The sequence below is a fragment of the Paenibacillus sp. FSL R5-0923 genome, assembly GCF_038009145.1.
In the GTDB taxonomy this organism is placed as follows: Bacteria; Bacillota; Bacilli; order Paenibacillales; family Paenibacillaceae; genus Paenibacillus_AQ.
This window is the reverse complement of record NZ_JBBPAT010000001.1, coordinates 2,107,491-2,130,885: the sequence shown is the minus strand read 5'-3', so window position 1 is coordinate 2,130,885 and position 23,395 is coordinate 2,107,491. Positions and strand designations below refer to the sequence as shown.

The 23,395-nt window shown below is 45.0% G+C and carries 18 protein-coding genes and 1 tRNA gene; 1 reads left to right on the top strand and 18 read right to left on the bottom strand.

What is annotated here, in order from left to right:
• Nucleotides 1–13: 13 nt before the first annotated feature.
• From MKX35_RS09445 to MKX35_RS09370, 16 genes are all read right to left on the bottom strand, one after another.
• Nucleotides 14–1,015: a stalk domain-containing protein gene (locus tag MKX35_RS09445; RefSeq protein ID WP_076300712.1), complete on the bottom strand. Its 1,002-nt coding sequence runs from the start codon at nt 1,013–1,015 to the stop codon at nt 14–16.
• A 2-nt stretch (nt 1,016–1,017) separates the two neighbouring features.
• Nucleotides 1,018–1,698: a hypothetical protein gene (locus MKX35_RS09440; protein ID WP_076300711.1), complete on the bottom strand. Its 681-nt coding sequence runs from the start codon at nt 1,696–1,698 to the stop codon at nt 1,018–1,020.
• A 25-nt stretch (nt 1,699–1,723) separates the two neighbouring features.
• Nucleotides 1,724–3,556 (bottom strand): polysaccharide biosynthesis protein, encoded by a 1,833-nt coding sequence (locus tag MKX35_RS09435; RefSeq protein ID WP_076300710.1) that lies wholly within the window; start codon nt 3,554–3,556, stop codon nt 1,724–1,726.
• 41 nt (nt 3,557–3,597) lie between these two features.
• Nucleotides 3,598–4,284 carry a CpsD/CapB family tyrosine-protein kinase gene (locus MKX35_RS09430; protein WP_042191248.1) on the bottom strand — a complete coding sequence of 229 codons (687 nt, stop codon included), beginning with the start codon at nt 4,282–4,284 and terminating at the stop codon, nt 3,598–3,600.
• Nucleotides 4,265–5,044: a YveK family protein gene (locus MKX35_RS09425; RefSeq protein WP_076300709.1), complete on the bottom strand. Its 780-nt coding sequence runs from the start codon at nt 5,042–5,044 to the stop codon at nt 4,265–4,267. Before MKX35_RS09425 ends, MKX35_RS09430 begins: the two co-directional genes overlap by 20 nt.
• Before the next feature lie 125 nt (nt 5,045–5,169).
• Entirely contained in the window at nt 5,170–7,191 is a 2,022-nt protein-coding gene (locus MKX35_RS09420; protein ID WP_076300708.1) for an S-layer homology domain-containing protein, read from the bottom strand.
• Between the two features lie 137 nt (nt 7,192–7,328).
• Nucleotides 7,329–8,111: a tyrosine-protein phosphatase gene (locus tag MKX35_RS09415; RefSeq protein WP_076300707.1), complete on the bottom strand. Its 783-nt coding sequence runs from the start codon at nt 8,109–8,111 to the stop codon at nt 7,329–7,331.
• A 104-nt stretch (nt 8,112–8,215) separates the two neighbouring features.
• Complete coding sequence (gene yihA / locus MKX35_RS09410; protein WP_042191256.1) at nt 8,216–8,872, bottom strand: ribosome biogenesis GTP-binding protein YihA/YsxC; 657 nt, start codon at nt 8,870–8,872, stop codon at nt 8,216–8,218.
• A 12-nt stretch (nt 8,873–8,884) separates the two neighbouring features.
• Nucleotides 8,885–11,248, bottom strand: a complete 2,364-nt coding sequence (gene lon, locus MKX35_RS09405; protein ID WP_042191259.1) for an endopeptidase La — start codon at nt 11,246–11,248, stop codon at nt 8,885–8,887.
• Between the two features lie 293 nt (nt 11,249–11,541).
• Complete coding sequence (gene lonB, locus MKX35_RS09400; protein WP_042191261.1) at nt 11,542–13,251, bottom strand: ATP-dependent protease LonB; 1,710 nt, start codon at nt 13,249–13,251, stop codon at nt 11,542–11,544.
• Between the two features lie 793 nt (nt 13,252–14,044).
• Nucleotides 14,045–14,716, bottom strand: a complete 672-nt coding sequence (locus tag MKX35_RS09395) for a type IV toxin-antitoxin system AbiEi family antitoxin domain-containing protein (RefSeq protein ID WP_076300706.1) — start codon at nt 14,714–14,716, stop codon at nt 14,045–14,047.
• A 131-nt stretch (nt 14,717–14,847) separates the two neighbouring features.
• On the bottom strand, nt 14,848–15,975 hold the full coding sequence (ispG, locus tag MKX35_RS09390; RefSeq protein WP_036685055.1) for a flavodoxin-dependent (E)-4-hydroxy-3-methylbut-2-enyl-diphosphate synthase: 1,128 nt from the start codon (nt 15,973–15,975) through the stop codon (nt 14,848–14,850).
• A gap of 109 nt (nt 15,976–16,084) precedes the next feature.
• Nucleotides 16,085–17,341, bottom strand: a complete 1,257-nt coding sequence (clpX, locus tag MKX35_RS09385; RefSeq protein WP_042130648.1) for an ATP-dependent protease ATP-binding subunit ClpX — start codon at nt 17,339–17,341, stop codon at nt 16,085–16,087.
• Between the two features lie 12 nt (nt 17,342–17,353).
• Nucleotides 17,354–17,944, bottom strand: coding sequence for an ATP-dependent Clp endopeptidase proteolytic subunit ClpP (gene clpP / locus MKX35_RS09380; protein ID WP_036685049.1), 591 nt, complete (start codon nt 17,942–17,944; stop codon nt 17,354–17,356).
• Nucleotides 17,945–18,228: 284 nt separating this feature from the next.
• Nucleotides 18,229–19,563: a trigger factor gene (tig, locus tag MKX35_RS09375; RefSeq protein WP_076286460.1), complete on the bottom strand. Its 1,335-nt coding sequence runs from the start codon at nt 19,561–19,563 to the stop codon at nt 18,229–18,231.
• 98 nt (nt 19,564–19,661) lie between these two features.
• Nucleotides 19,662–20,507, bottom strand: coding sequence for a hypothetical protein (locus MKX35_RS09370; RefSeq protein WP_256716400.1), 846 nt, complete (start codon nt 20,505–20,507; stop codon nt 19,662–19,664).
• Between the two features lie 280 nt (nt 20,508–20,787).
• Here MKX35_RS09370 and MKX35_RS09365 point away from each other — a divergent pair.
• Nucleotides 20,788–20,861, top strand: a tRNA-Arg gene (locus MKX35_RS09365).
• 714 nt (nt 20,862–21,575) lie between these two features.
• Here the strand turns inward: MKX35_RS09365 and pstA are convergent.
• Both pstA and pstC read right to left on the bottom strand, forming a co-directional pair.
• Nucleotides 21,576–22,451, bottom strand: coding sequence for a phosphate ABC transporter permease PstA (gene pstA, locus MKX35_RS09360; protein WP_076286458.1), 876 nt, complete (start codon nt 22,449–22,451; stop codon nt 21,576–21,578).
• Nucleotides 22,448–23,395: a phosphate ABC transporter permease subunit PstC gene (pstC, locus tag MKX35_RS09355; RefSeq protein ID WP_042191272.1), complete on the bottom strand. Its 948-nt coding sequence runs from the start codon at nt 23,393–23,395 to the stop codon at nt 22,448–22,450. The genes pstA and pstC overlap by 4 nt, the downstream gene beginning before the upstream one ends.

Here is a 23,395-nt window from a genome sequence, read left to right as displayed (position 1 = left end):
CGTCTTATCTTGTTTAGTTAGCCATTCCCTCAGCAATTTCCTTACCCAACTGAAGCTGTGATTCAAATTCACTTTTATACTGACTTATGATTGCCGTACTATAACCATTGCTGTTCAGTTTTTGTTCAGTGTCGGCAACTATACTATTGAAGCTAGCACTAAACGAGGATAGTTGTTGTACACCTTTAGCCTTAATGCTCTTTTTACTCGCTTCATCTTTTGCTCCGAGATACTCTAATGCAATGCTCATTAATGTTGATTGGCTTTGATCTTTAAGCGCAGTAAGTTTGGCTTCCGCTTCACTAGTAATGGTCTCATACGATACCTTTCCAGTTCCGGCAGCACCTCCTGCTGCACCACCTGTTGAATCGGTTGGTACTGGTGTCGCTACTGGAGATGGATCCTTAGTGCCAACTTGCTCTTGATACGCCTTAGAAGCAGCAGTAATGGTCTTCGTCTTCTGATCCCAGCTAATGTTATGACCTACAGATTCCGATAAAAAACGTAGGGGTACATATAAGGAGCCATTCAAGATAAAGCTGGATTGTCCAGTAGGTAATGCCTTGGTAGCACCGTTAAATACATAACTTGCCTTAACTTGATTGAGTACAAGATTCTTAGATACTGCCGAAGCACTATTCCCGTTTGTTGCATTCATTAGATACTCTTTAATCACTACTAGTTCTGAGCTGTTAGGCTCTGCTACAGTAACCTTAACGTTCTTAGCATCCCAGCTTACACTCTTCTGCAAGGCATACGACATAAACCGTAATGGAACATAGGTTGTATTGTTATACATAAACACGTACTGCCCTACTGGTGGTTGAATGCTAACACCGTCAAAAATCATCTTTACGTTCATACTTTGTACTTTGACCGTAGCTGTTGCCACCTTAGTTGTTGCATTTGGTACCGCTGCTGCTGATACGGAAATAGGAGCGGATGCCGTTAAGGGTGCTAACCCTATTGAAGCTATTAACGATAGAGCTATGACTGGTAGCGTTGCTTTAGACATACTTATTCACTTCCCTTTTCTTTCGCTTTTAATTGCTCTTCTTCTTTAAGGATTTGATCACGTGTCTTCCCTTGACTCACGCCATATTTCTTAGCAACCTGTGAAAGCTCATTATATTGTTCTTCGGAAACCTTACCGAGGATGATACTACGTGCTTCCCGCTTCTCATCAAGCGTTAGGCCACCCTTGGCCAAATCCTTTAGCCGATTAATATCAGATACACTTAGTTGACCGAGCACAATAGCAGCAACATCTGCCTTATCCTTCATCGTTACATTCTCTTGAATTTCTTTTGCTTTATCTGTTGAGACCTGTGCCGTATAGCCATCTGAAGAACTATCTTTCGAATCTGTTGATGGGGCTTTCGTAGGTTCACTAGTAGTAGAAGCTGTTGTATCTTTTCCAGTTTCCTCAGTATCTTTGCTTCCATCATCATCTGTTGATAGAGCAGGTGTTGCAGACGCTACAGGATCAACTTTACCATCTACTACTGTATCTTCGGGTGCAGTTCCTTGATCTTGACCACCACTAACTTGATCCTCAGACTCCAGATCAAAACCATCTACCATTGAATTCATCAGCTTATCAACCGCATAATTCGCTGCGAACAAACCACCAACACCCAGAACTACAATGATTGACAGCGTCCATAAAAGGATCTTTTTCCATCGTTTGTTGAACACTTATGTATCCCCCTTTATGAATAAATTAGCTGATAGCAACTTGGGCAACGGGCTGCATCGGTACAATCTGATTGATCACTTCACGAATAACTTCTGGTTCTTCAGCAAGCACACGATCCAATCGTTTGAATTCCAGTTCTAGCTGATTCAGACTTATCACATTAGGTCTACCGATAAAGATTCTTCCGTGATCTGTAGAGCCTAAATTCTCTTCATCTGTTAACAGTTCTTCATATAACTTCTCGCCCTCACGAATACCGGAGAACTGAATATCAATATCTCTATAAGGTTCATAACCAGAAAGTGTAATCAAATCTTCTGCTAACGTTAGAATCTTTACGGGTTCTCCCATATCCAGAATGAACACTTCGCCACCTTTGGCAAAAGAACCCGACTGGATTACAAGCTGAACAGCTTCTGGAATCGTCATAAAATATCGGACCATTTCCGGATGAGTAACAGTGACTGGTCCACCAGCAGCAATCTGCTCTTTAAAGGCCGGAATTACACTTCCACGACTACCAAGCACGTTCCCAAAACGCACGGCTGAGAACTTCGTGCTACTTGTGGTATGCAGACTTTGCACATACATTTCAGCAATACGCTTAGTTGCACCCATCACACTCGTTGGGTTAACCGCTTTATCCGAGGAGATCATTACAAATCTCTCCGCACCATATTTATCTGCACAATCCGCAACATTCCTTGTTCCGAAGACATTATTCTTAATGGCTTCTGAAGGGTTCCGCTCCATCAATGGGACGTGTTTATGTGCTGCCGCATGAAAGACAACATGTGGCTTATGGCTGCTGAATATGTCCATCATCCGACTGCGGTCCTGTACATCCGCGATTACCGTAACAATATTCAGATCCGGAAACTTCTTACGAAGCTCCATTTCAATCATATAAATGCTGTTCTCTCCATGTCCAAGCAGCATTAGCTTGTCGGGACCAAATGGGGCAATCTGCCGACATAGCTCTGAACCAATAGATCCACCAGCCCCCGTAACTAACACAGTCTTGTGGTGTACATAACCTAGAATACTGTTCAAATCTGCTATAATCGGCTCACGACCTAGTAAATCTTCAACGCTAACATCTCGCAATTTCTTCACTGATATTTTTCCCGCGATCAGATCGTTAAGCGCCGGTATAATCTTAAGTTTAGCCCCTGTCTTCTTCGCCAGATTAATAATTTCAGAGATTTCAGTACGTGAAACGGAAGGCATGGCGATAATAATCTCATGAATTTCCCGTTCTTTCACAATAGCGGGAATCGCGTAACGATTGCCCAACACTGGCACACCCAATATAGACAAATGATATTTATTGATACTATCATCAATGAAACCTACTAGCTTCGTATGAGCAAAAGAAGGTCCCATCATTTCCCTGGCAATTAATATTCCACAATCGCCTGCACCTACAATAAGTGTATGGGTCTGAGTGTCTTTGTAATTGATTCGATCATTATGAAGTACTCTCCACAAAAATCGAACTCCACCTACTAATAAAAGAATAGTCTCCATCGACCGAACTTCTATGGCAAGAGGTACTCTATCCGGCAAAATTAGATACGCCAGTGCAAATGAAAATAAAGATCCTACTACAATAGCTTTAGAAACCGATATAATCTCACCGATACTGGCATATTGCCACATTCTTCGGTAAAGACCGAAGTATATCAGGCTTCCACCGAATGCAAATGTTGCAATCAAACCAAATTGCAGCATCTGTACAACGTATTCCTGAAGAGCATGGTTAGGGTACCGAAACAAATAAGATGTCACAATACTGAACCAAATGATCGCAAGATCAATGAAGAATAAAAGAATCACTCTAGATTTCGCTGTCATTTTCAGTGCCTCCAAAAACAACATTATTGTTAAAGAACAAATCAATTTCCATAGTAGTAGTAATAGTAACCTTCGCTGGCTTTACGTTTTACATTATTGAGAACCACGCCAAGCATTTTCGCACCTACACGATCAAGGTTAGCTTTAGCTTTTACAGCAATATCGCGTTTCACCTTGCCATAGCTGACAACCATAATGACACCATCACTCTTGGAAGCCATGATCTGCGCATCTGTAACTGCCAATAACGGTGGAGTATCAATAAGAATGACATCATAACGCTGGCGCAAGTCCTGCAAAAGAGTACTCATCCGATTAGAAGCCATCATTTCTGCTGGGTTCGGAGGAATCGGTCCTGAGGTCATAATGGAAAGATTGGAAACACCAGAATCTTGGACAGTATCCTCAAGAACCGCCTGCTGCGACAGTAGTGAAGATAGCCCAAATCGGTTACTAAGCGAAAAAGTCTTATGTGCTGTCGGTTTTCGCAAATCACCGTCAATCAACAATACCTTCTTATCTGCCTGTGCGTAAGCCGCAGCTAAATTAGCAGAAACTGTTGATTTACCTTCCTCCGGTCCGGACGAAGTTACCATGATTACTTGAATAGTCTCATCCACAGAGGAAAAATCAATATTCGTGCGTAGCGCGCGAAACGCTTCAGATACAGGGGAGCGAGGGTTCGTAACGGTAATCAGATGACGTTGTTTATTTGGCAGCTGTGACATGTTCAAGTTCGCCCGCCTTTCTGGATGTTTGCGGCTGTGCCTGTGTTGCGCCTTGTTTGCTCTCTTCTGAACCCAATCTTGTAATCATAGCTATCGTTGGTAAACCAAGATATTTCTCAATATCGGCCTCAGTCTTCAGCGTATCATCCATGTATTCCAGCAAGAAAGCAATCCCTAAACCAATCATCAGGGAAACGATGAAAGCTATAGCCATATTCATTAAGACATTCGGTTCTACAGGTCCTGGCTCGATAAGTGGATTCACTTTGGCCTCATTCAGAATCGATACGTTCTCCACGTTAAATAGGTTAGGAATCTCATCCTTGAATACAAGTGAAATAGCATTCACGATTTCAGCAGCTCGCTGATATGAATTATCTCGAACGACAAGTGTCATCACCTGCGTATTATTGACGGAGCTCACATTAACCTTCTTCAACAGTTCTTCTGCAGTAATATTGAACTGCGGATAATCTCTCGTAACAATATCAAGGATGGCCGGAGTCTTAATAATTTCCTTATACGTATTAATCAATTGAATATTAGTATTAATCTGGTTCAAATCAAGCTGCGCTGCTGCCGATTGAGTCGGAGTCTGGTTAACAATAATCTTAGTGGATGCTTCATACACCGGATTCTTAATATACAGACTGTACACACCAGCAACACCGCACACCAAAACAACTATGCTAACAATCAGCCATAGTCTCTTCCTGACGATCTGAAAATAATCGCGAAGATCCAATTCTTGTGATGACAAGTGTAATTACCTCCAAGCTATTTCTGAAATATTTCGTTACTATATTACAGCACTTCCCTATTGGCAAAAAATTGCCTCCTCTCACCTACATGAGAGGAGGCTGTATACTATACTTTTTTATTTACTTACTTGAAGTTAATGGTACGGTAGATAATTACTGCTGCTTCAGCACGAGTTGCTGTATCGTTCGGGTTGAACTTACCAGCATTTCCGATAACCAAGTTATGATCTGCTGCGAATGCTACGCCATCTCTCAAAGATGCGCTGATCTTAGCAGCATCGGAGAATTGGCTGATTGCCGTTACATTCGTTGTTGCAGCTGGATTGATAGATTTCACTGCGCGGGAGATCATAGTTGCCATCTCTGCACGTGTGATAGTTGCATTAGGATCGAACTTAGCCGCACTGCGTCCAGTAATGATTCCTTTTTCTGCTGCAACTGCTACATATGGTGCATACCAAGCAGTTGAACTTACATCGCTAAAGCTTTGTACAGCTGAATTATTCTCCAGGTTAAGCGCACGAATCAGCATTTTAGCGAACTCTGCACGAGTTACATTGCTCTTCGGTGCGAATTTACCTTCGCCTACGCCTTCAATCGCGCCTTTTGCAGCTACGACTTGAATTTGTTTGCCAGCCCATGCTTGTACACTAGCAATATCCGTAAAGTTTACTTTATTCTCAAGCACTGCATAGGATGAGAAAGTATCACGTGGTTCTACGATGAACTCTCCGTCAAGAACACCACCTTGGAATTGCAGGCTACCGTATACAAGCTTCGCTACGGACAGCAATTCTTTATCAAGACCATCAGTATTCTTAAGCGGAAGTTTAATGGTGATTGGTTGTTTGAATGTGCTAGTCGCTACACCATCCACACTGAGTCCGAACTCGTATACATCCGAAGCCAATTTCAGTTTGGTAACAGAAGTTACAACTTCTGGTTTTGCGGTAGTTACTGTCAATGCAATAGCTGTGCTGAACTGACTTACTGGAATTGTTACGGTTACGCCATTAAAGGTTACTGCGATATTCGCAATGCCATTAGTCTTAGCTGCTTCAACAATAGCTTTGGACAACGGAACTTCAACAGTAGGCGCAGTGATCGTGCCAAGATTCAATGTCAGCGTAAGGGCAGTACCTTCTTTACCGGCAGCTTTAGCTGCAGCAGCAAGATTAGCCAATGCATTGATTGTATCGGTATCTACCAATTTCACAGTTGCTTTACCATCTACTACTTGTACCAGTTTAGATACATCATAAGTAGCTGCAGCTGCCAATTTCTGATCCACAGTTAGTACAGGTGGAGTCGTTATGGAACCGGAACCTGGAGTGCTAGGATTAGTCGGTGTAGTTGTAGATGATTTAAGATAGGCATTATAGTAAGCTTTCGCCAGAACTAGCGCGGCTGCTTTTTCATTAGTAAGTCTAGATTCAACGTTATTCTTGGTTGCTGCAATCATATTTTTAGTAATCTTAAGATTTGCAAGAGACGCTCTCAAGGAATAGTTGGCAGTACCAATGGTGCTGTCGAGAACAATAGTCTTCACTTGATTCGCCAATTCACTGTTCGGATGAATAATAAGGTCAGCCAGATCCGTTTCTGATTTTCCTTTTAGCAGGTTGATTAGTTTCTGTTCAACACCGTTTGAACCAAAGATGAAGCTGTAAACTTCTTCAACGGAAAGATCAGTTATACCAGCTTGTTTACCGATCTCCTTAAGTAGTGCTTGATAAGCCTCATAATTTGGGGACTTCAGAATATCTGTCACTGCGGATAAATCCGGAGTATAGATAGATGATACTACTTCTAAATAGAGATCAAACAATGTAGTTTTTTCTGCATCGCTAAGCTCAAGTTGAGCCAAAACAGGCGCGAAATCTTTTTCCAGTTGCTCACGTGAAAGACCTTGAAGCTCAGTACGGAAATCACGAAGCGTCTGCTTATCTGCATCAGTAAGCGTGCTATAAAGCTTCGTTGCACGCTCCTTCAAGCTTGCAAAATCCACGCTAGTCGCAGCGGATGCTGTTCCAACGATTCCAAACTGCGCTGCCAATCCTTTGCTGCTAAGCGGAAGTCCTGCTACTGCAACCGCTGCCATGCTAACTGCCAATGTTGATACTACTAGTTTCTTTTTCAAAGTCACTAAATATCCACCTCTTTATATGTATTTAAATCCCTTTTGTTACTATAGTCCTAGACTATTTCACCTTATGTCTACACTATTACGTATATCAACGATTCACCCAATAAAACCCATTCTACCACTATTAGGTAGATTAGTCAGCCCTTTCGGGAAAAAATCCCAAACAATTTGTGTCGATTCCCCCTTTTTTGTACGTGATTACCACGAATAACCTCTCCATTTGCCACAATTTGCTGAGAGTTCTCGCGCATATAGTCGCGCATCTCAGGACCTAATTGTTTCTCTAAAACCACATAAGCAGCATTTAATCCAAAAGGACGATGAACACTGTCATGTGCATCAGAGGCCAACACATGTACTGCATTTCTACGACATAACTCCAGAGATAGCTTCTGAAGTTTATTCCCGAAGACGCCTGCAAGACTTTGTGCGGTTACCTGACCGAGTGATCCCAGCTCTATCAATCTTTCTAACTTAGAAGGATCGGCAGCTACTTCAGCATTACGCTCCGGATGGGCGATGACCGGAACGAACCCTTGAATGATCAACTCGTGACAGATTTCTTCCATGTTGCGTGGGACTCGTGAAGAAGGCATTTCTAGCAAAATATACCGCGAGTCTGCAAGACTTAGCAGTTGCCCCCGCTCCAGATCATCCAGTAAATCTCCGTACACTCTGATTTCCTGACCTGGAAGAACAAGCAGTGGATTGCCATGCTGACGAAGTTTCTCATTCATCAGATCCACTGCTTCTCTTATACTAGCGGAGTTATTCATATATTGACCGTTGGCGTGATGTGGTGTGGCAATGACGGATGTAATCCCGTCCCTATAGGCGTCTTGCGCCATGGCGAGAGCGGATTCCCAATCAGTAGCTCCGTCATCCATAAAGGGTAAGATGTGGCAATGGATATCTTTCATATGTTATCTATCGGTCCCTTCACATAGAAAATTTAGTTTTACCCATAAAAAAATACAACCATTCCCAAATGGAATGGTTGCTTGATTGTAAATGAGTTCTTGTCTTATGCTTCAGTAGGTTCCTCTTGCTGAGGTTCATTTCCATCTATTTCAGCATCTTCAGAATCTGGAGAGGAGAGAACATACCCATCAATCAATCCCCAAAGTTCTTCTTTACCAAGGCCAATCTCTGAAGAGAATGGAATGAAATTATCCCCTGGCAGCACGCCAAGCTCCTGCTTCATGATCTTGATATGCTTTTGCCAGCGAGTCTTCGGAATCTTATCCGCCTTAGTCGCTACTACACACATAGGAAGATCATAATGCTTCAACCAGTCGAACATCATCTTATCATTGCTGGTCGGCGGATGACGCAGATCCACGATGAGCAGAACAAGCTTCAACGTATCGCGCTCAGATAGATATTTTTCTACCATCTTGCCCCATGTTGCACGTTGCGTCTTCGACACTTTAGCATATCCGTAACCTGGAAAGTCAACAAAATACATGCTGTCTTCATTGATACGGTAATAGTTCATATGCTGGGTCTTACCTGGAGTGGAGCTTGTCCGAGCCAGATTCTTGCGGTTAATCATTCGGTTAATGAGGGATGACTTCCCTACATTGGAGCGCCCTGCCAGAGCAACCTCTGGCAAAGCATCATCAGGGTATTGATCAGGGCCAACGGCACTGATTATAAATTCGGCAATATTAACTTTCATAGGACTTCCTTTCTAATGCACACTACTCGGTGGCTCACTGCTAATTTCATTATGATGCTCAACTAACGCATGATGCAAGACCTGATCCATGTTAGATACTGGTATGAACTCCACATCATTACGTACGCTCTCTGGAATTTCTTTCAGATCACGTTCATTGTCTTTAGGAAGAAGGATCTTTTTATATCCAGCACGGTGTGCAGCTAAAGACTTCTCTTTCAGTCCACCGATCGGCAATACACGTCCACGCAGGGTGATCTCACCGGTCATGGCCACATCTTTCGAAACATAACGCTTCGTAAGTGCGGAGATCAATGCGGTAGCAATCGTAATCCCTGCAGACGGGCCATCCTTCGGAATCGCACCTTCAGGAATGTGGATATGAATATCGATCTTCTCATAAAAATCGGGCTGGAGTCCCAGCTCCTCCGCCTTCGAACGTGTATAACTGAAAGCGGCCTGCGCCGACTCCTTCATTACATCGCCCAGTTGTCCAGTAAGTGTCAGCTTACCCGTTCCTTGCACGACAGTCACTTCGATCAACAGCGTATCGCCACCAACCTCAGTCCAGGCCAGTCCAGTTACTGTGCCAATCTGATCTTCAAGCTCCGCCATACCGTAACGGTATTTCGATGCACCTAAGTAATCCTTGATGTCATCCGGCAGAATGACTACACTTTCTTTTTCCTTGGACACAATCTGTTTCGCGGCTTTGCGGCATAACGCTGCAATCTGCTGCTCCAAATTACGCACACCGGATTCACGAGTATATTCACGCACGATACGCAATAAACTGTCGTCTTCGATGATCAGCTGGTCTTCTGCAAGACCATGATTCTTCTTCTGCTTCGGCAAAAGATAACGGCTACCGATCTGCAATTTCTCCAGTTCCGTATAACCCGGAATGAACAGCATTTCCATCCGATCGAGTAGCGGACGCGGAATGTTATGCACTACATTCGCTGTTGTAACAAACATAACGTTCGATAAATCAAACGGCAACTCGACAAAATGGTCACTGAACGTATTATTCTGTTCTGGGTCCAATACCTCAAGCAATGCTGAGGATGGGTCGCCACGGAAATCTGCAGCCATTTTATCAATCTCATCTAGCAGGATAACCGGATTAATCGTTCCCGCCGTCTTCATACCTTGAATGATTCGGCCTGGCATCGCACCCACATAAGTCCGGCGATGACCACGGATCTCCGCTTCATCACGCACACCGCCAAGCGAAATGCGAACGAACTTACGATTAAGTGAACGTGCGATGGAACGAGCCAGTGAGGTTTTGCCCACACCTGGAGGCCCTACAAGACATAGGATCGGACCTTTTAGTTTCTTCACCAACTGCTGAACAGCTAAATATTCCAATACCCGTTCCTTTGGTTTTTCCAAACCGTAGTGGTCCTCATCAAGTACCTGTTCTGCCTTCTTGATGTCAAGGTCATCTTCTGTCTGTTCATTCCAAGGAAGACCCAGCAGCCAATCCACATAATTGCGAATTACGCCACCTTCCGCTGAGCTCACTGGCATTTTTTCCAGACGATCGATTTCCTTCTCCATCTTCTCTTTCACGCGTTCCGGCAAATTCTTCTCTTCCATGAGATTCCGCAGCTCTTCCGCTTCTCCCACCCGACCTTCCTTCTCGCCGAGTTCTTTCTGGATCGCTTTCATTTGCTCGCGCAAATAATATTCCTTCTGCGTCTTCTCCATCTGCTTCTTCACACGTTGATTGATCTTGCGTTCAAGCTCCAGCACTTCACGCTCATTATTAAGAATATCAAGAAGCTTCTCTAGCCGTTTACTGACATCAATCGTCTCAAGAATTTCTTGCTTATCTTTAATCTTCAGCGATAAATGGCTCGTAATGACATCCGCAAGACGACCAGGCTCCTCAATATCGGATACAGCAGCCAGTGTCTCTGGTGTCACTTTTTTGGATAACGTTATATAGTGTTCGAACTGATTAAGTACTGTACGCATCAGCGCGTCACACTCTTGATCGCCATCTTCCTCTTCTGGTAGCTCGCGCGCCATAACCTCATAATACTCATCATTATCGATATAATTAATAATTTCGGCTCGTTCTACACCCTCAACCAGTACACGAATCGTACCGTTTGGCAGCTTCAGCATTTGCCGCACATTCGCGACAGTACCGACCCGAAAAATATCGTCCTGACCAGGCTCTTCAATATTCACTTCCGACTGTGAACACAGAAGAATTAAATTATCTTCAACCATAGCTTTTTCTAGTGCCCGAACTGACTTCTCACGGCCCACATCCAAGTGAAGAACCATGCTTGGGTACACAAGAAGACCTCTTAGCGGTAATAAAGGAAAACGACGACCTTTTGTTTTATTTGTCATCATCGCTTTCGCACCTCCCATGGCTCTCAATTAATCTCATATGAATTCATTCTAACAAAAGCAGCCCCAAAACACCAACAAAGTACTTGCAATTTAAGAATAAACAACCTTATTATCCTTAAAAAACGGCAACGTTTCTCAAAGAAATGTAAGGATTATGGAAAGTGTGAATCTATACTTTAAAAAAGGAAGCAGCAGACACGCCTGCGGCTCCCTTTATTTCACAGTGGCAAGTCACGATTTACTTATCGAAACCATAACACACCCTAGCTTACATTTTAGGTAATAATTTAAGCTCAGCCCTTTGCAGACTCGCCAGCGGCATCGGCCTTCAGAAGTGAAGGTGCTGCTGAGAATAGCTCTCCAGCTACTGCTGGAAGCCTTACATCTGCTGTATCGGCGCCAAACAGATGACGGAATACTTCTTCCACCGTTTCCATTGGAATGACGCGTAGTGGGGCGAGGTCAGCGAATAGGGACTGCCAGTTTTCTTTTGGAATAAGCACCGTAGTAGCTCCTGCCTGAAAAGCAGCCTCCACCTTCGCAATCACACCACCAACAGGCTTCACACGCCCATGTATGCCTATCTCACCAGTGATCGCTACGGTATTATCCACGGGAAGACCACGAATGGCGGAGACGATAGCAACTGCCATCGCAACCCCTGCTGAGGGTCCGTCAATGGGTGTTCCACCTGGAAAGTTCACATGCAGATCATAACGGTCTGGTTCCAGATTCATGGTACGCAGTACGGTCAATACGTTCTCAACGGAGCCTTTAGCCATGCTCTTTCTCCGAATCGTGCGAGAACCTCCACCAATCTCTTCCTCATCTACTACTCCGGTTACGTTCAATCTACCTTGACCGTTCTGCGCAGGTGCTGCGGATACTTCGATCTCGAGCAAGGTGCCCATTCCCGGTCCATACACTGCAAGTCCGTTAACCAATCCAATCTGCGGCGCGGAAGGAATCTTGCGCTCTGTTCGAAGTGGCAGCTGGCTACTGCCTGCTACCCATTCTACATCAGCAGCACTTAGCGTATCTCTCTGCTCCGTTAGCGCTAATCCAGCTGCGAGCTGAATCATATTGACTGCCTCCCGGCCATTTGTCGCATATTGCTGCACAACAGTGACTGCTTCAGGGCTTGGCTTCAGTCCGATCTTCTGTATCGCGTCACGCGCGATGACTGCAATCTCATCCGGCAATAGCGGACGGAAATAAATCTCCATGCAGCGTGAACGCAGCGCGGGAGAAATCTCATCCGGGGAACGCGTAGTCGCACCTACTAACCGGAAATCAGCGGGTAAGCCATTTTGAAAAATATCATGAATATAAGCCGGAGTATTATTATCCTCCGAATTATAATACGCGCTCTCTAGCAGAACCTTCCGGTCCTCCAGCACCTTTAGCAGCTTGTTCATCTGAATGGGGTGAAGCTCACCGATCTCATCCAAAAAAAGAATCCCGCCATGCGCCTTCGTCACCGCTCCTGGCTTTGGCTGCGGCACACCTGCTACGCCCATGGCTCCAGCACCTTGATAAATTGGATCATGCACCGATCCGATTAACGGGTCGGCAATACCACGCTCATCAAAACGAGCGGTCGTCGCATCAATTTCAGTGAATTTGGCGTCACTTTTAAAAGGGGAAAGGACATTTTTTTTCGCCTCTTCCATGACCACGCGCGCCGCTGCAGTCTTGCCGACTCCTGGCGGACCATAAATAATCACATGCTGCGGATTAGCACTACATAGTGCGGCCTTCAGGGCGCGGAGCCCATCTTTTTGCCCAACAATATCTCCAATAGAAGCCGGCCTAGTTTTCTCCGACAATGGTTTGGTTAGTGAAATCATACGCATCTTCCGTAGTTTATCCAGTTCCTTACGCGACTCTCGGTCTACCGCCGTCTTGTTTGTCTTCTGACCCCGCAGCAGATTCCAAAAGTATACGCCGATAACCAGCGCGAAAAAGAGCTGCACGATCATCACAACTATACTTAATTCCATAGGTCATCCTCCTGTTTCGTTCAGTCTACCTTTCCACCTTTGGCTACTATTAGGTAGTATAGCCGTTTCGGTAATTAGTAAACGCACAATTGAGGATTTGTTGAATTGTTGGTGTAGGACAAGTAGCAGGAATTTATAATTGGGGGGTTGAAAGTTCTAAGGAGTGCTAGATGCACCTCAGATTCTTCACCACCCCCTCTAGCTGGAAGATGAGTATGAACAGTCATAGACCTTGGAGCTACGTTCACGTTCGGAAGGCCCCTATTTCTGTCGACTGTGTGCTCAATGGCGTTAAGTCATCTATGGAAGAAGCTTAAGATGGTCTTCAAGCGATAATCCGGGAAAATCCACTTGATTATTCGTTGTTTATGATCTCTAAGCGGATAATTAGGGATTTCCTCCCTGATTATATGTTGTTTATGGACTCTAGGCTGATAATTAGGGAATTCCTCCCTGATTATCAGCCAAAATGGTTATAAATAAGGTGAATCGCTCATTTATTAGGGAGATTTTCCCTAAAAAGATCGATTTGGAACGATATTAGGCTTTTTTCAGGGAGGTTTTCCCTAATTATTTATTAATGCTTCAAATTTCGCTCCATAGTACACATCTTACGGCACTCCTCACCACATTCCTTATCACATTCCATACTAACTACATATAACATACCAACTTCCTTACCATACTCCATACTCCATACCCCACTCCTTCTAATCAAGTCATTCGCACTTCCAGCATCCCATCTGCAGGTAATTCCTTAAACATTAGCCCATCAACCATTAAACTTACTATGTTAATCCCAGTAATAAAGGACATCACGAGCCAGCCTATACTCAACATTTTTGACACCGATCCCCCTTGTCACAGGGGTTAGCCAGCCCTTTTCACACAACTTCATCAACATCAAACGTACCGTTTTGGGGTCTATAGCAAAATACTCTGCTACATCTTTGGGACGAACTGTCCCTGCTCGGCGAACCACTAATCGCATGATTTCCTTCTCAGCAAATAGTAATTTTCCATGCGGTGCATCTACAATTAAGTAACGGCTTAGCACCACACGCAGCAGTGTAATGCATAGCTCTGGGCGCTGTTCCACATCGTCATAGGCAAATGAAATTACTTGGTAACCCATTCCGTACAGAAACGTCTCACGATTTAGCTCATTACAATACTTCAGCCTGTCCATGTCCCTCACATGCGCTGCATACCCTTTGATCTCGAACAAGAGCTTGATAGGCCCCGGCAAAAAAGCATAATCCGCGAAATAAGATCGTCCGCGCCAATCCAGCACTTCATACTCCGGATGTAGATCATTGAAATCTCCACGAAGCGGCCACCATACATTCTGTAAAAACATTTCTTCGGCATGACGATGCCCTCTCTCTAGCCTTCCTCGTCGTTCCCCATTCCTGCTTGCTAGATGTTTCTCAATAAATGCTTCATGGGCTTGTTCATAATGCATTCAATGTCCCCCTTAATCATTAATTCCACGCAAAAAAAACGCCCCGTTCCCACCACCGGTTATACCGGGGTGTAACAGGGCGTTCTTCGCCACTTATTATGAATTGAATCATTAATTCGTAAAAGACCAAATTACTTTGATTGCACCGGAGGTGCAAGGTTAGCGTGAGCGCGGCCTGGGATTTCTCCTGTTGCCTCATACGCTACAACAATCGCATCGATTTCCTTCTTCAGCTCGTTCACGAGTTCCGCTTCAGGCACCTTACGAATCATCTGACCGTAACGGAACAACAAACCTTCCCCACGGGCACCAGCAATACCAATATCCGCTTCACGCGCCTCACCAGGACCATTAACGGCGCAGCCGAGCACGGATACTTTAATAGGCACCTTAAGCTTCGAAATGTATTCTTCCACCTCATTAGCGATGGAGAAGAGATCTATATCAAGTCGTCCGCAAGTCGGACAAGAAATGAGTGTTGCCGCGTTAGAGATCAGACCGAAGGTCTTCAACAGCTCGCGTGCCACCTTAACTTCTTCCACTGGATCAGCGCTAAGCGAGATACGCAGGGTGCTGCCGATGCCCATAGAGAGCAGTGCACCGATACCCGCGGAGCTTTTTACTGTACCGGCAAACAAGGTGCCGGATTCTGTGATCCCGAGGTGCAGCGGATAAGGAATAACTTCCGCAGCCTGACGGTAAGCTTCGATGGCCATTGGCACATCGGATGCTTTTAAAGATACGATAATGTCGTGGAAATCCAGCTCTTCCAGAATCCCAATATGGTACAGTGCACTTTCTACCATAGCTTCTGGAGTCGGATATCCGTATTTCTCCAAGAGATGATTCTCCAAAGAACCGGCATTTACACCAATCCGAATCGGAATTCCTTTTTCTTTACACGCTTTAACTACTGCTTCTACCTTCTCCCGACGACCGATATTGCCCGGATTAATCCGTACTTTATCGATGCCGTTCTCAATAGCCATCAGCGCGAGCTTATAGTTAAAATGAATATCCGCTACGAGTGGGATATGAATCTGCTTCTTGATCTCCTTAATCGCGGCGGCTGCCTCTTCATTGTTGACAGTAACGCGTACCAGTTGGCAGCCTGCTTCCTCAAGCCGTAAAATTTCGGCTACAGTAGCCTCCACATCAGCTGTTTTGGTTGTACACATGCTTTGAATCGCAACCTCGTTGTTTCCCCCAATAATGAGCCCGCCAACATTGACAGGACGGGTTTGGTGTCTCAAGAACATGATTTTTCTCCCCCATAACGCCAAAGCTCCACCCCTTCGCAACCGCTAGTGAAGCGGGATAAGCGGAAGAAAGGTGGAGACAGTGACATGTATTGTTAAGGTAAGCAGCTTACGCGCTTTCCTCTTTCTTTTTGTCTTTCTTAAGGTTCAATTCAGGCAAAGCCTTCTCTTGAACGACCTGCTCCGTGATCACACAATCCTTAATATCATCGCGTGAAGGAACTTCATACATCACATCAAGCATGATACTCTCAATAATCGCGCGCAGTCCACGGGCTCCCGTATTGCGTTTGATCGCTTCCTTGGCAATCGCTTCGAGTGCCAACGGTTCGAACTTCAGCGCTACGTTATCCATTTCCAGCAGCTTGATGTATTGTTTCGTGAGTGCATTCTTAGGCTCGGAAAGGATACGCACCAGCGTATTCTCATCAAGCGGCTCCAAAGTCGAGATGACCGGTAGACGGCCTACAAATTCAGGGATTAATCCGAATTTGAGCAAGTCTTCAGGCAATACCATCGACAAATATTCGCCAGGCTTGAGATCCTTTTGTCCTTCAACTGCTGCGTTGAAGCCAATGACTTTTTTACCGATACGGCGTTTAATCATTTGCTCCAGACCGTCAAAGGCACCGCCCACGATGAACAAGATGTTCGTCGTATCAATTTGAATAAACTCTTGATGAGGATGCTTACGACCACCTTGTGGAGGTACGGAAGCAACCGTTCCTTCGAGAATCTTCAGAAGTGCCTGCTGTACACCTTCACCGGATACGTCACGAGTAATGGACGGGTTCTCGGATTTACGTGCCACTTTATCAATCTCATCAATATAGATAATGCCGCGTTCGGCTTTCTCCACATCATAATCTGCCGCTTGAATCAGCTTAAGCAGAATGTTCTCAACATCCTCACCGACATAACCAGCTTCCGTTAGGGAAGTAGCATCTGCAATCGCAAACGGAACGTTGATAATCTTCGCCATCGTCTGTGCGAGCAAAGTTTTACCCGAACCTGTTGGACCGAGCAAAAGAATATTACTCTTCGTCAGTTCAACATCTTCGATTTTGCTTTGGCTGTTCACACGCTTATAGTGATTGTAAACTGCAACAGACAGCGATTTCTTCGCTTGCTCTTGACCGATTACATATTGATCCAAAATATCGCGGATTTCCTTTGGTTTCGGAATATCCTTCAGATCAAGCTCTTCCTCATGACCGAGCTCTTCTTCCACGATTTCCGTGCAAAGCTCGATACATTCGTCACATATATAAACGCCCGGTCCTGCTACAAGCTTACGAACCTGCTCTTGTGATTTGCCGCAAAAAGAACATTTCAATTGCCCTTTTTCATCATTAAATTTAAACATCTAACCACCCCTTTAAGATTTCATCGGTGAAGAAAGAACCTGGTCAATAAGCCCATATTCCTTGGCTTCTTCCGCGCTCATGAAGTTATCGCGGTCTGTGTCCCGTTCGATTTTTTCAAGGGGCTGACCTGTGCGATCTACATAAATTTGATTCAACTTCTGTTTCGTCTTGAGGATCCAATCGGTATGAATCCAAATGTCGGACGCTTGACCTTGAACACCACCGAGCGGTTGATGAATCATAACTTCGCTGTTAGTCAGCGCGTATCTTTTGCCCGGAGCCCCAGCTGTTAAAAGGAGCGATCCCATGCTTGCCGCCATCCCTACACAAATGGTTGAAACATCCGGTTTGATATATTGCATCGTATCGTATATACCCATGCCGGCTGTTACTGAACCACCGGGTGAGTTGAGGTACAAGTGAATGTCCTTCTCGGGATCATCTGCTGCAAGGAACAGCAATTGAGCAATAACCAGATTGGCGACATCATCGTCAATCGCACTGCTTAAGAAAATAATGCGATCCTTGAGCAATCTGGAATAGATATCGTATGAACGTTCCCCACGACTTGTTGATTCCACAACCATTGGTACCAGACTCATGCCACCAACCTCTTTTCTCTATACAGATTAGTCTTATCGTTTCAAAAATATTTTAACACGTTCACGGCCCGATGTCATTTTTTCACTACAGCAGACCTGTCCACCGCTTGTGATAGTGACGTCATCACGCCAATTTCCTTAATACCATACGCTCATACGGATACCTATGTAATCACATATATCTGTGCCCGAGGATAAAAATAAGGCACGTAACGAAACTTACGTGCCTTATCATATCTGTATGGAGGCCGATTGCTCGGCCGTTCTAGGTAGTTTGAAAAATCTTACTCAGCTTTAGCGTCTTCAGCAGCTGGTGCTTCTTCTACTGCTTCAACTTCTACACTATTGCTAACAAGGAAATCAATGGTTTTGCGCAAAGAAAGTTCTTCGCTCAAGCTGCCCAGTGAACCGTTAGCTGCCAAGATGCTGCGAATTTCTTCTGGAGTACGTTTGTAAGCTTCAGCCATAGTAGCCAACTCTTCGTTAACTTCTTCTTCGGAAACTTCAATGTTCTCTTGTTTAGCGATAACTTCCAGTACCAGGTTGTTGCGAACGCGTTTTTCAGCATCGCCTTTCATTTGGTTCTGCAAGTCTTCACGAGTTTGACCCGAGAAGCTAAGGAACATATCCATGTTCATACCTTGTTGACGAAGACGAGTGTCGAAGTCACGAACCATGTTCTCAACTTCGCTGTTGATCATTGCTTCTGGGATCTCAACTTCAGCGTTTGCTGCTGCTTTATCAACAACTGCGTTCTCGCGAAGGCCTTTCAGTTCATCCTGTTTACGGGATTCGAGCTGAGCTTTCAGATCTGCTTTGTACTCTTCCAAAGTTTCGAATTCACTTACATCTTTAGCGAACTCATCATCGAGTGCAGGAAGTTGTTTGCGTTTGATTTCGTGCAGCTTCACTTTGAATACTGCTTTCTTACCCGCAAGGTTCTCTGCATGGTATTCGTCAGGGAAAGTAACTTCAACATCTTTGAAATCTCCAGTGGACATTCCCACTACTTGCTCTTCAAATCCAGGAATGAAGGAGTTGCTACCAAGTTCAAGAGAATGACGCTCAGCTTTTCCGCCTTCGAACGGTACGTCATCAACATATCCGTCAAAATCGATCACAGCGATGTCGCCGTTAGCTGCTGCTTCTTCTTCAACTACTACGAGTTCAGCATGACGCTCTTGCAGACGAGCAAGCTCAGCGCTCAGCTCTTCTTCAGTCACTTCAGCTTTTTGTACTGGAACTTCCAGACCTTTGTAATCGCCGAGCTTCACTTCAGGTTTAACCGTGATCTTCGCTTTGAAGATAAAGGATTGACCTTTAGCAAATTGCTCAATATCAACTTCAGGACGGTCTACAGGGAAGATGTCAGTTTGTTCAACTGCTTCACCGTAAGCTTCAGGAAGAAGAATGTCGATTGCATCTTGGTACAAGCTTTCTACACCAAAACGGGATTCAAAGATCGGGCGTGGCACTTTACCTTTACGGAAGCCTGGTACGTTAGCTTTCTTAACGACTTTGTTAAAAGCTTTATCAAGTGCTGCTGCAACGCGTTCTGCGTCAACTTCTACTTCAAGAACTCCAAGGTTCTTCTCTATTTTTTCCCATGTTGCTTTCATATTATACTTTTCCCTCCAAAATATAGGTTCACAAGTTTACTTCAAAAAATGATACAATCCACGCACAGAATAACCATTATATTATATACAACATTACTTTATTTATCAAGTAGAGAAGTCTTTACAAAACCCTTGAGCGCACGATATGCCCCCTCAAATTGAAAGCGCATGCCGTCTGTAATGCCGTACATTCCACGAGTCTCCTCCTCTTGCCGTGTACCGTTTAAGCTCTCAGATACAAACTGGTGTAACGCCCCCGCCCAAATATCTAGTAGCGCGTCTTCCCCATCCAGTATTTTCCGATACTCTTCCGATCCATAAATCGACATGACGAACTGGCCCCAGAGCTCCTGTGCAAAATAATACAGCGTAGGCTCATGTACCTCCGCCTGCTCGGCTACCCGCTCGAGCACCTGACTCACCTGTGGTGGAAAATCCTCTGTCTGCAGCGGTACACTTTCAATCTCTACAATTGCTGTTTCGTGACCACGAATCAGATTCACTGTTCCCTGTATCCCACGCCGCCGAAGGGTCTGCAGGGTCCGAAATTGCAGCAGTGGGTGAACATTATCCCCCTGCAGCCATGCCGTCAGCGCCTCATCGACTCCGCCGCCTTCCAGATATGAAAGCTGCTCTAGTGCTAGGATTGTCGCCTCTGACAACGGCTCATTCATTATCCGCTGCAGCAGCTTTTGAGGATACCCCGCATCCTCAGTCATTTTTGATTTGGCCAAGAGACGGGCCATATCTTCTTCCCTTAAATCTTCGTCTTCGGGGTGAACGGCTCCTTCCGCATCTCCATTCTGAGAGGCGTAGGGGAAAGCTGTTTCGAGCCATTCCAGCAGAGACCGCCATTCCTCGTAATTTCGTTCTTCCTGTCCTTGACACTGCAACAAAAAACGCAGCAGCTCCATCGCTTCCCCGTATCGTTCACTCTCCAGCATCACCGTAAGCTGGATTTGATAATAGTCCAGTGTCTTGGGAAACAGGACGATATTCTCTTTTGTGGCGGGGGAATCTGAATCTTTAATGAGGGCACCTCCTTATAGCTAATTATGTGAATTGAATTCTAAAACGTCATAAATGTTATTAAGACCTTAAGCTTCATCCGAAACTTAATAATTGTAGATTATAGCATACCCCGTACTCTTTTTAAAAAACAGCTTGAAAAATATCGACGTACATGATATGATAACTCCTGCTTGCTTTTCAGCCAGCAATCATGTCCCGGTAGCTCAGCTGGATAGAGCATGCGCCTTCTAAGCGCACGGTCAGGGGTTCGAATCCCTTCCGGGACGTCAGAGTAACAGCCTTCCTTCGGGGAGGCTGTTTTTGCGTTCAGGGGATGCGAAGCACAGAGGTTCGTCGGAGTATAGGCATCGAAAGCATACGCTTCGCAGTAAGCCCTGACCCGACAGCTGGTGATGCTTCTCGGGGCATCTTAAGGTGGTGTGTCGGCTGGTCTATGATCAGTGCACTAGGCTTGTTGAGTAACTAAGTCTCGGCCGAGTACAGTTGGCGTTCCTCAGACCATCATTGGGCGCTGTATCAACTGCGGTACGCTCGATACACTAGATTGGTTGAGGGAACTAGGAGCTCGACGGTGGCGTATTATGAGCAACTGGGTATCGGATTCGTGGCAGCTTACATTAGGACGAGGACCTTTCAGTTTTTGGAGCTACATAGGGTGAACAGATCGAATGGTTATTTCCTGCCGAGACTATAGTTTTAGGGAAATCCTCCCTGATATTTACCTATAATCTCTAAAAAACAAACTTTTTAGGGAATTCCTCCCTAAATATTTCCTGAAAACCGCTAATCATGAGTAATCAAGGATATTTCAGGGAGGTTTTCCCTAATTATGCTTCTAAAGAGCATAAAACGCTGAAATTTTGGGAGATATTCCCTAATTACGAATAAACAACTTCAATCCAATACTAATCCATCGACACCCCATCAATAACCCTATAAACAAATAAAGGCCTACAGGCTTCCCCCGTAGACCCAACTCATTACTTCCGGCGATTGCTAAGCCACAACGGAAATCGAAATACAAAATTGATAAACAAAACTACAAATACAAGTACGGCTGCCGACTTATCAGCAATTTGACGCGCATCTTCTACAATCGCCTCGGATTGTACATACCAAAGATGTACGGCCAGTGTTTCACCCGGCGAGAACAGATTGAAATCCCACATTTCTCCCGAGGTACTGAGACCAGCGGTAAGGATAATAACCGCAGACTCCCCGAAGGCGCGTCCAGCAACGAGACAAATCCCAGTAACAATGGCAGACATTGCAACAGGCAGGACTACCGTGCGGATCACGTGGAATTTAGTCATCCCAAGCGCATAACCAGCCTCGCGGATCTCCCCGGGGACAGCACGTACCGCTTCCTCTGTCACTCGCGCAAGCATAGGTAGATTCAGCAGTGCCAAGCTGACGCCTCCGCCAAGAATCGTCAGACCGATATCGAAATATTCCGCAAAAATCGCGAGTCCGAGCATACCGAACACAATCGATGGTACCGATGACAGAGATTCTACGCAAATACGTAGTGCGCCTGTAAATTTATTGTCTGGTGCATATTCAGCCATATAGATTCCCGCACCCAAACCAATTGGAACGGAAATAAACAGCGAGATGAACAAAATGTAAAAGGAGTTAAACAGCACCGGGCCAATCCCACCACCTGCGTCAATCTCTTCAGGCTGTTTAATCAAGAAATCGGGCCGAAGTGCCGGTAAACCTTTACTAAGAATCGTGAAGAGCAGCCAGAAGATCAGCAGCATGACTAAAGCCCCAAGCGTATAAAACCCTATGGTTGCAATTTTATTGTTTCTTTGAGCCCGCGCTGTATGCTTTGTACTTGCGAATCCGTTCACGCTGCATCCCTCCTTTTTCTACCCAGCACGCGGATGATCAGAATTAATACAAATGATATTACTAGCAGGAGAAATGCCATCATATGTAGCGCATAGTTCCATGTAGAGTCAAACTCTACATTGGAGATTTGCATAACGATGTTACTAGTTAGCACCGATGCTGGCGTGAATAACGTCTTCGCCAATTGCGGTGTATTCCCGATAACCATAACTACAGCCATCGTCTCACCCACAGCACGAGTCATACCTAGAATAACCGCAGAGATAATTCCCCGGCTAGCCGCAGGCAGTACTACACGCATGATGACCTGTAAACGGGTAGATCCAAGAGCATATGCAGCATCACGATATTTGCGCGGCACAGAGACAATGGCATCATCACTGATTCGGCAAATCGTTGGCAGCACCATTAATGCGAGCACCAGCGCAGCAGCTAACAAGCCATCGCCTAAGCTCTCCCCACTAATTCTGCGCAAGAAAGGAAGTAATACCGTTAAGCCTATATATCCGTAAACAATTGAAGGAATACCTACCAATAAATCTAGCACTGGACGGATAAAAGTCTTCATCCATTTTGGAGCAATCTCTGCACAAAGTACTGCCATCCCTACCGAAATAGGAACTGCGATCAGCAGCGTTAATGCAGTTAGTGAAAGTGTATTTACAATGAAGGCAGCCGCTCCAAAAGAATCCTCTTCCGGCGTCCAGTTAAAGGAAAAGAAAAAGTCCGCAGGCGAGAGATGGCCGAACAGAAGCATAGCCGTTTTGCCGATAAATAGAATTACAAGTCCAAGCACGAAGCAAAGCGCAAGAATGCTGAATAAAAAATAAAACTTAAACAATTTGTTGCTAAACAAATGTCTACCATGACGTTTAGGATTAGCGCTAACCTGCGTTACGCTCTCTTTTCCCCTAGTTGCCAAGCCTTGGACTGGTGCCCCCAT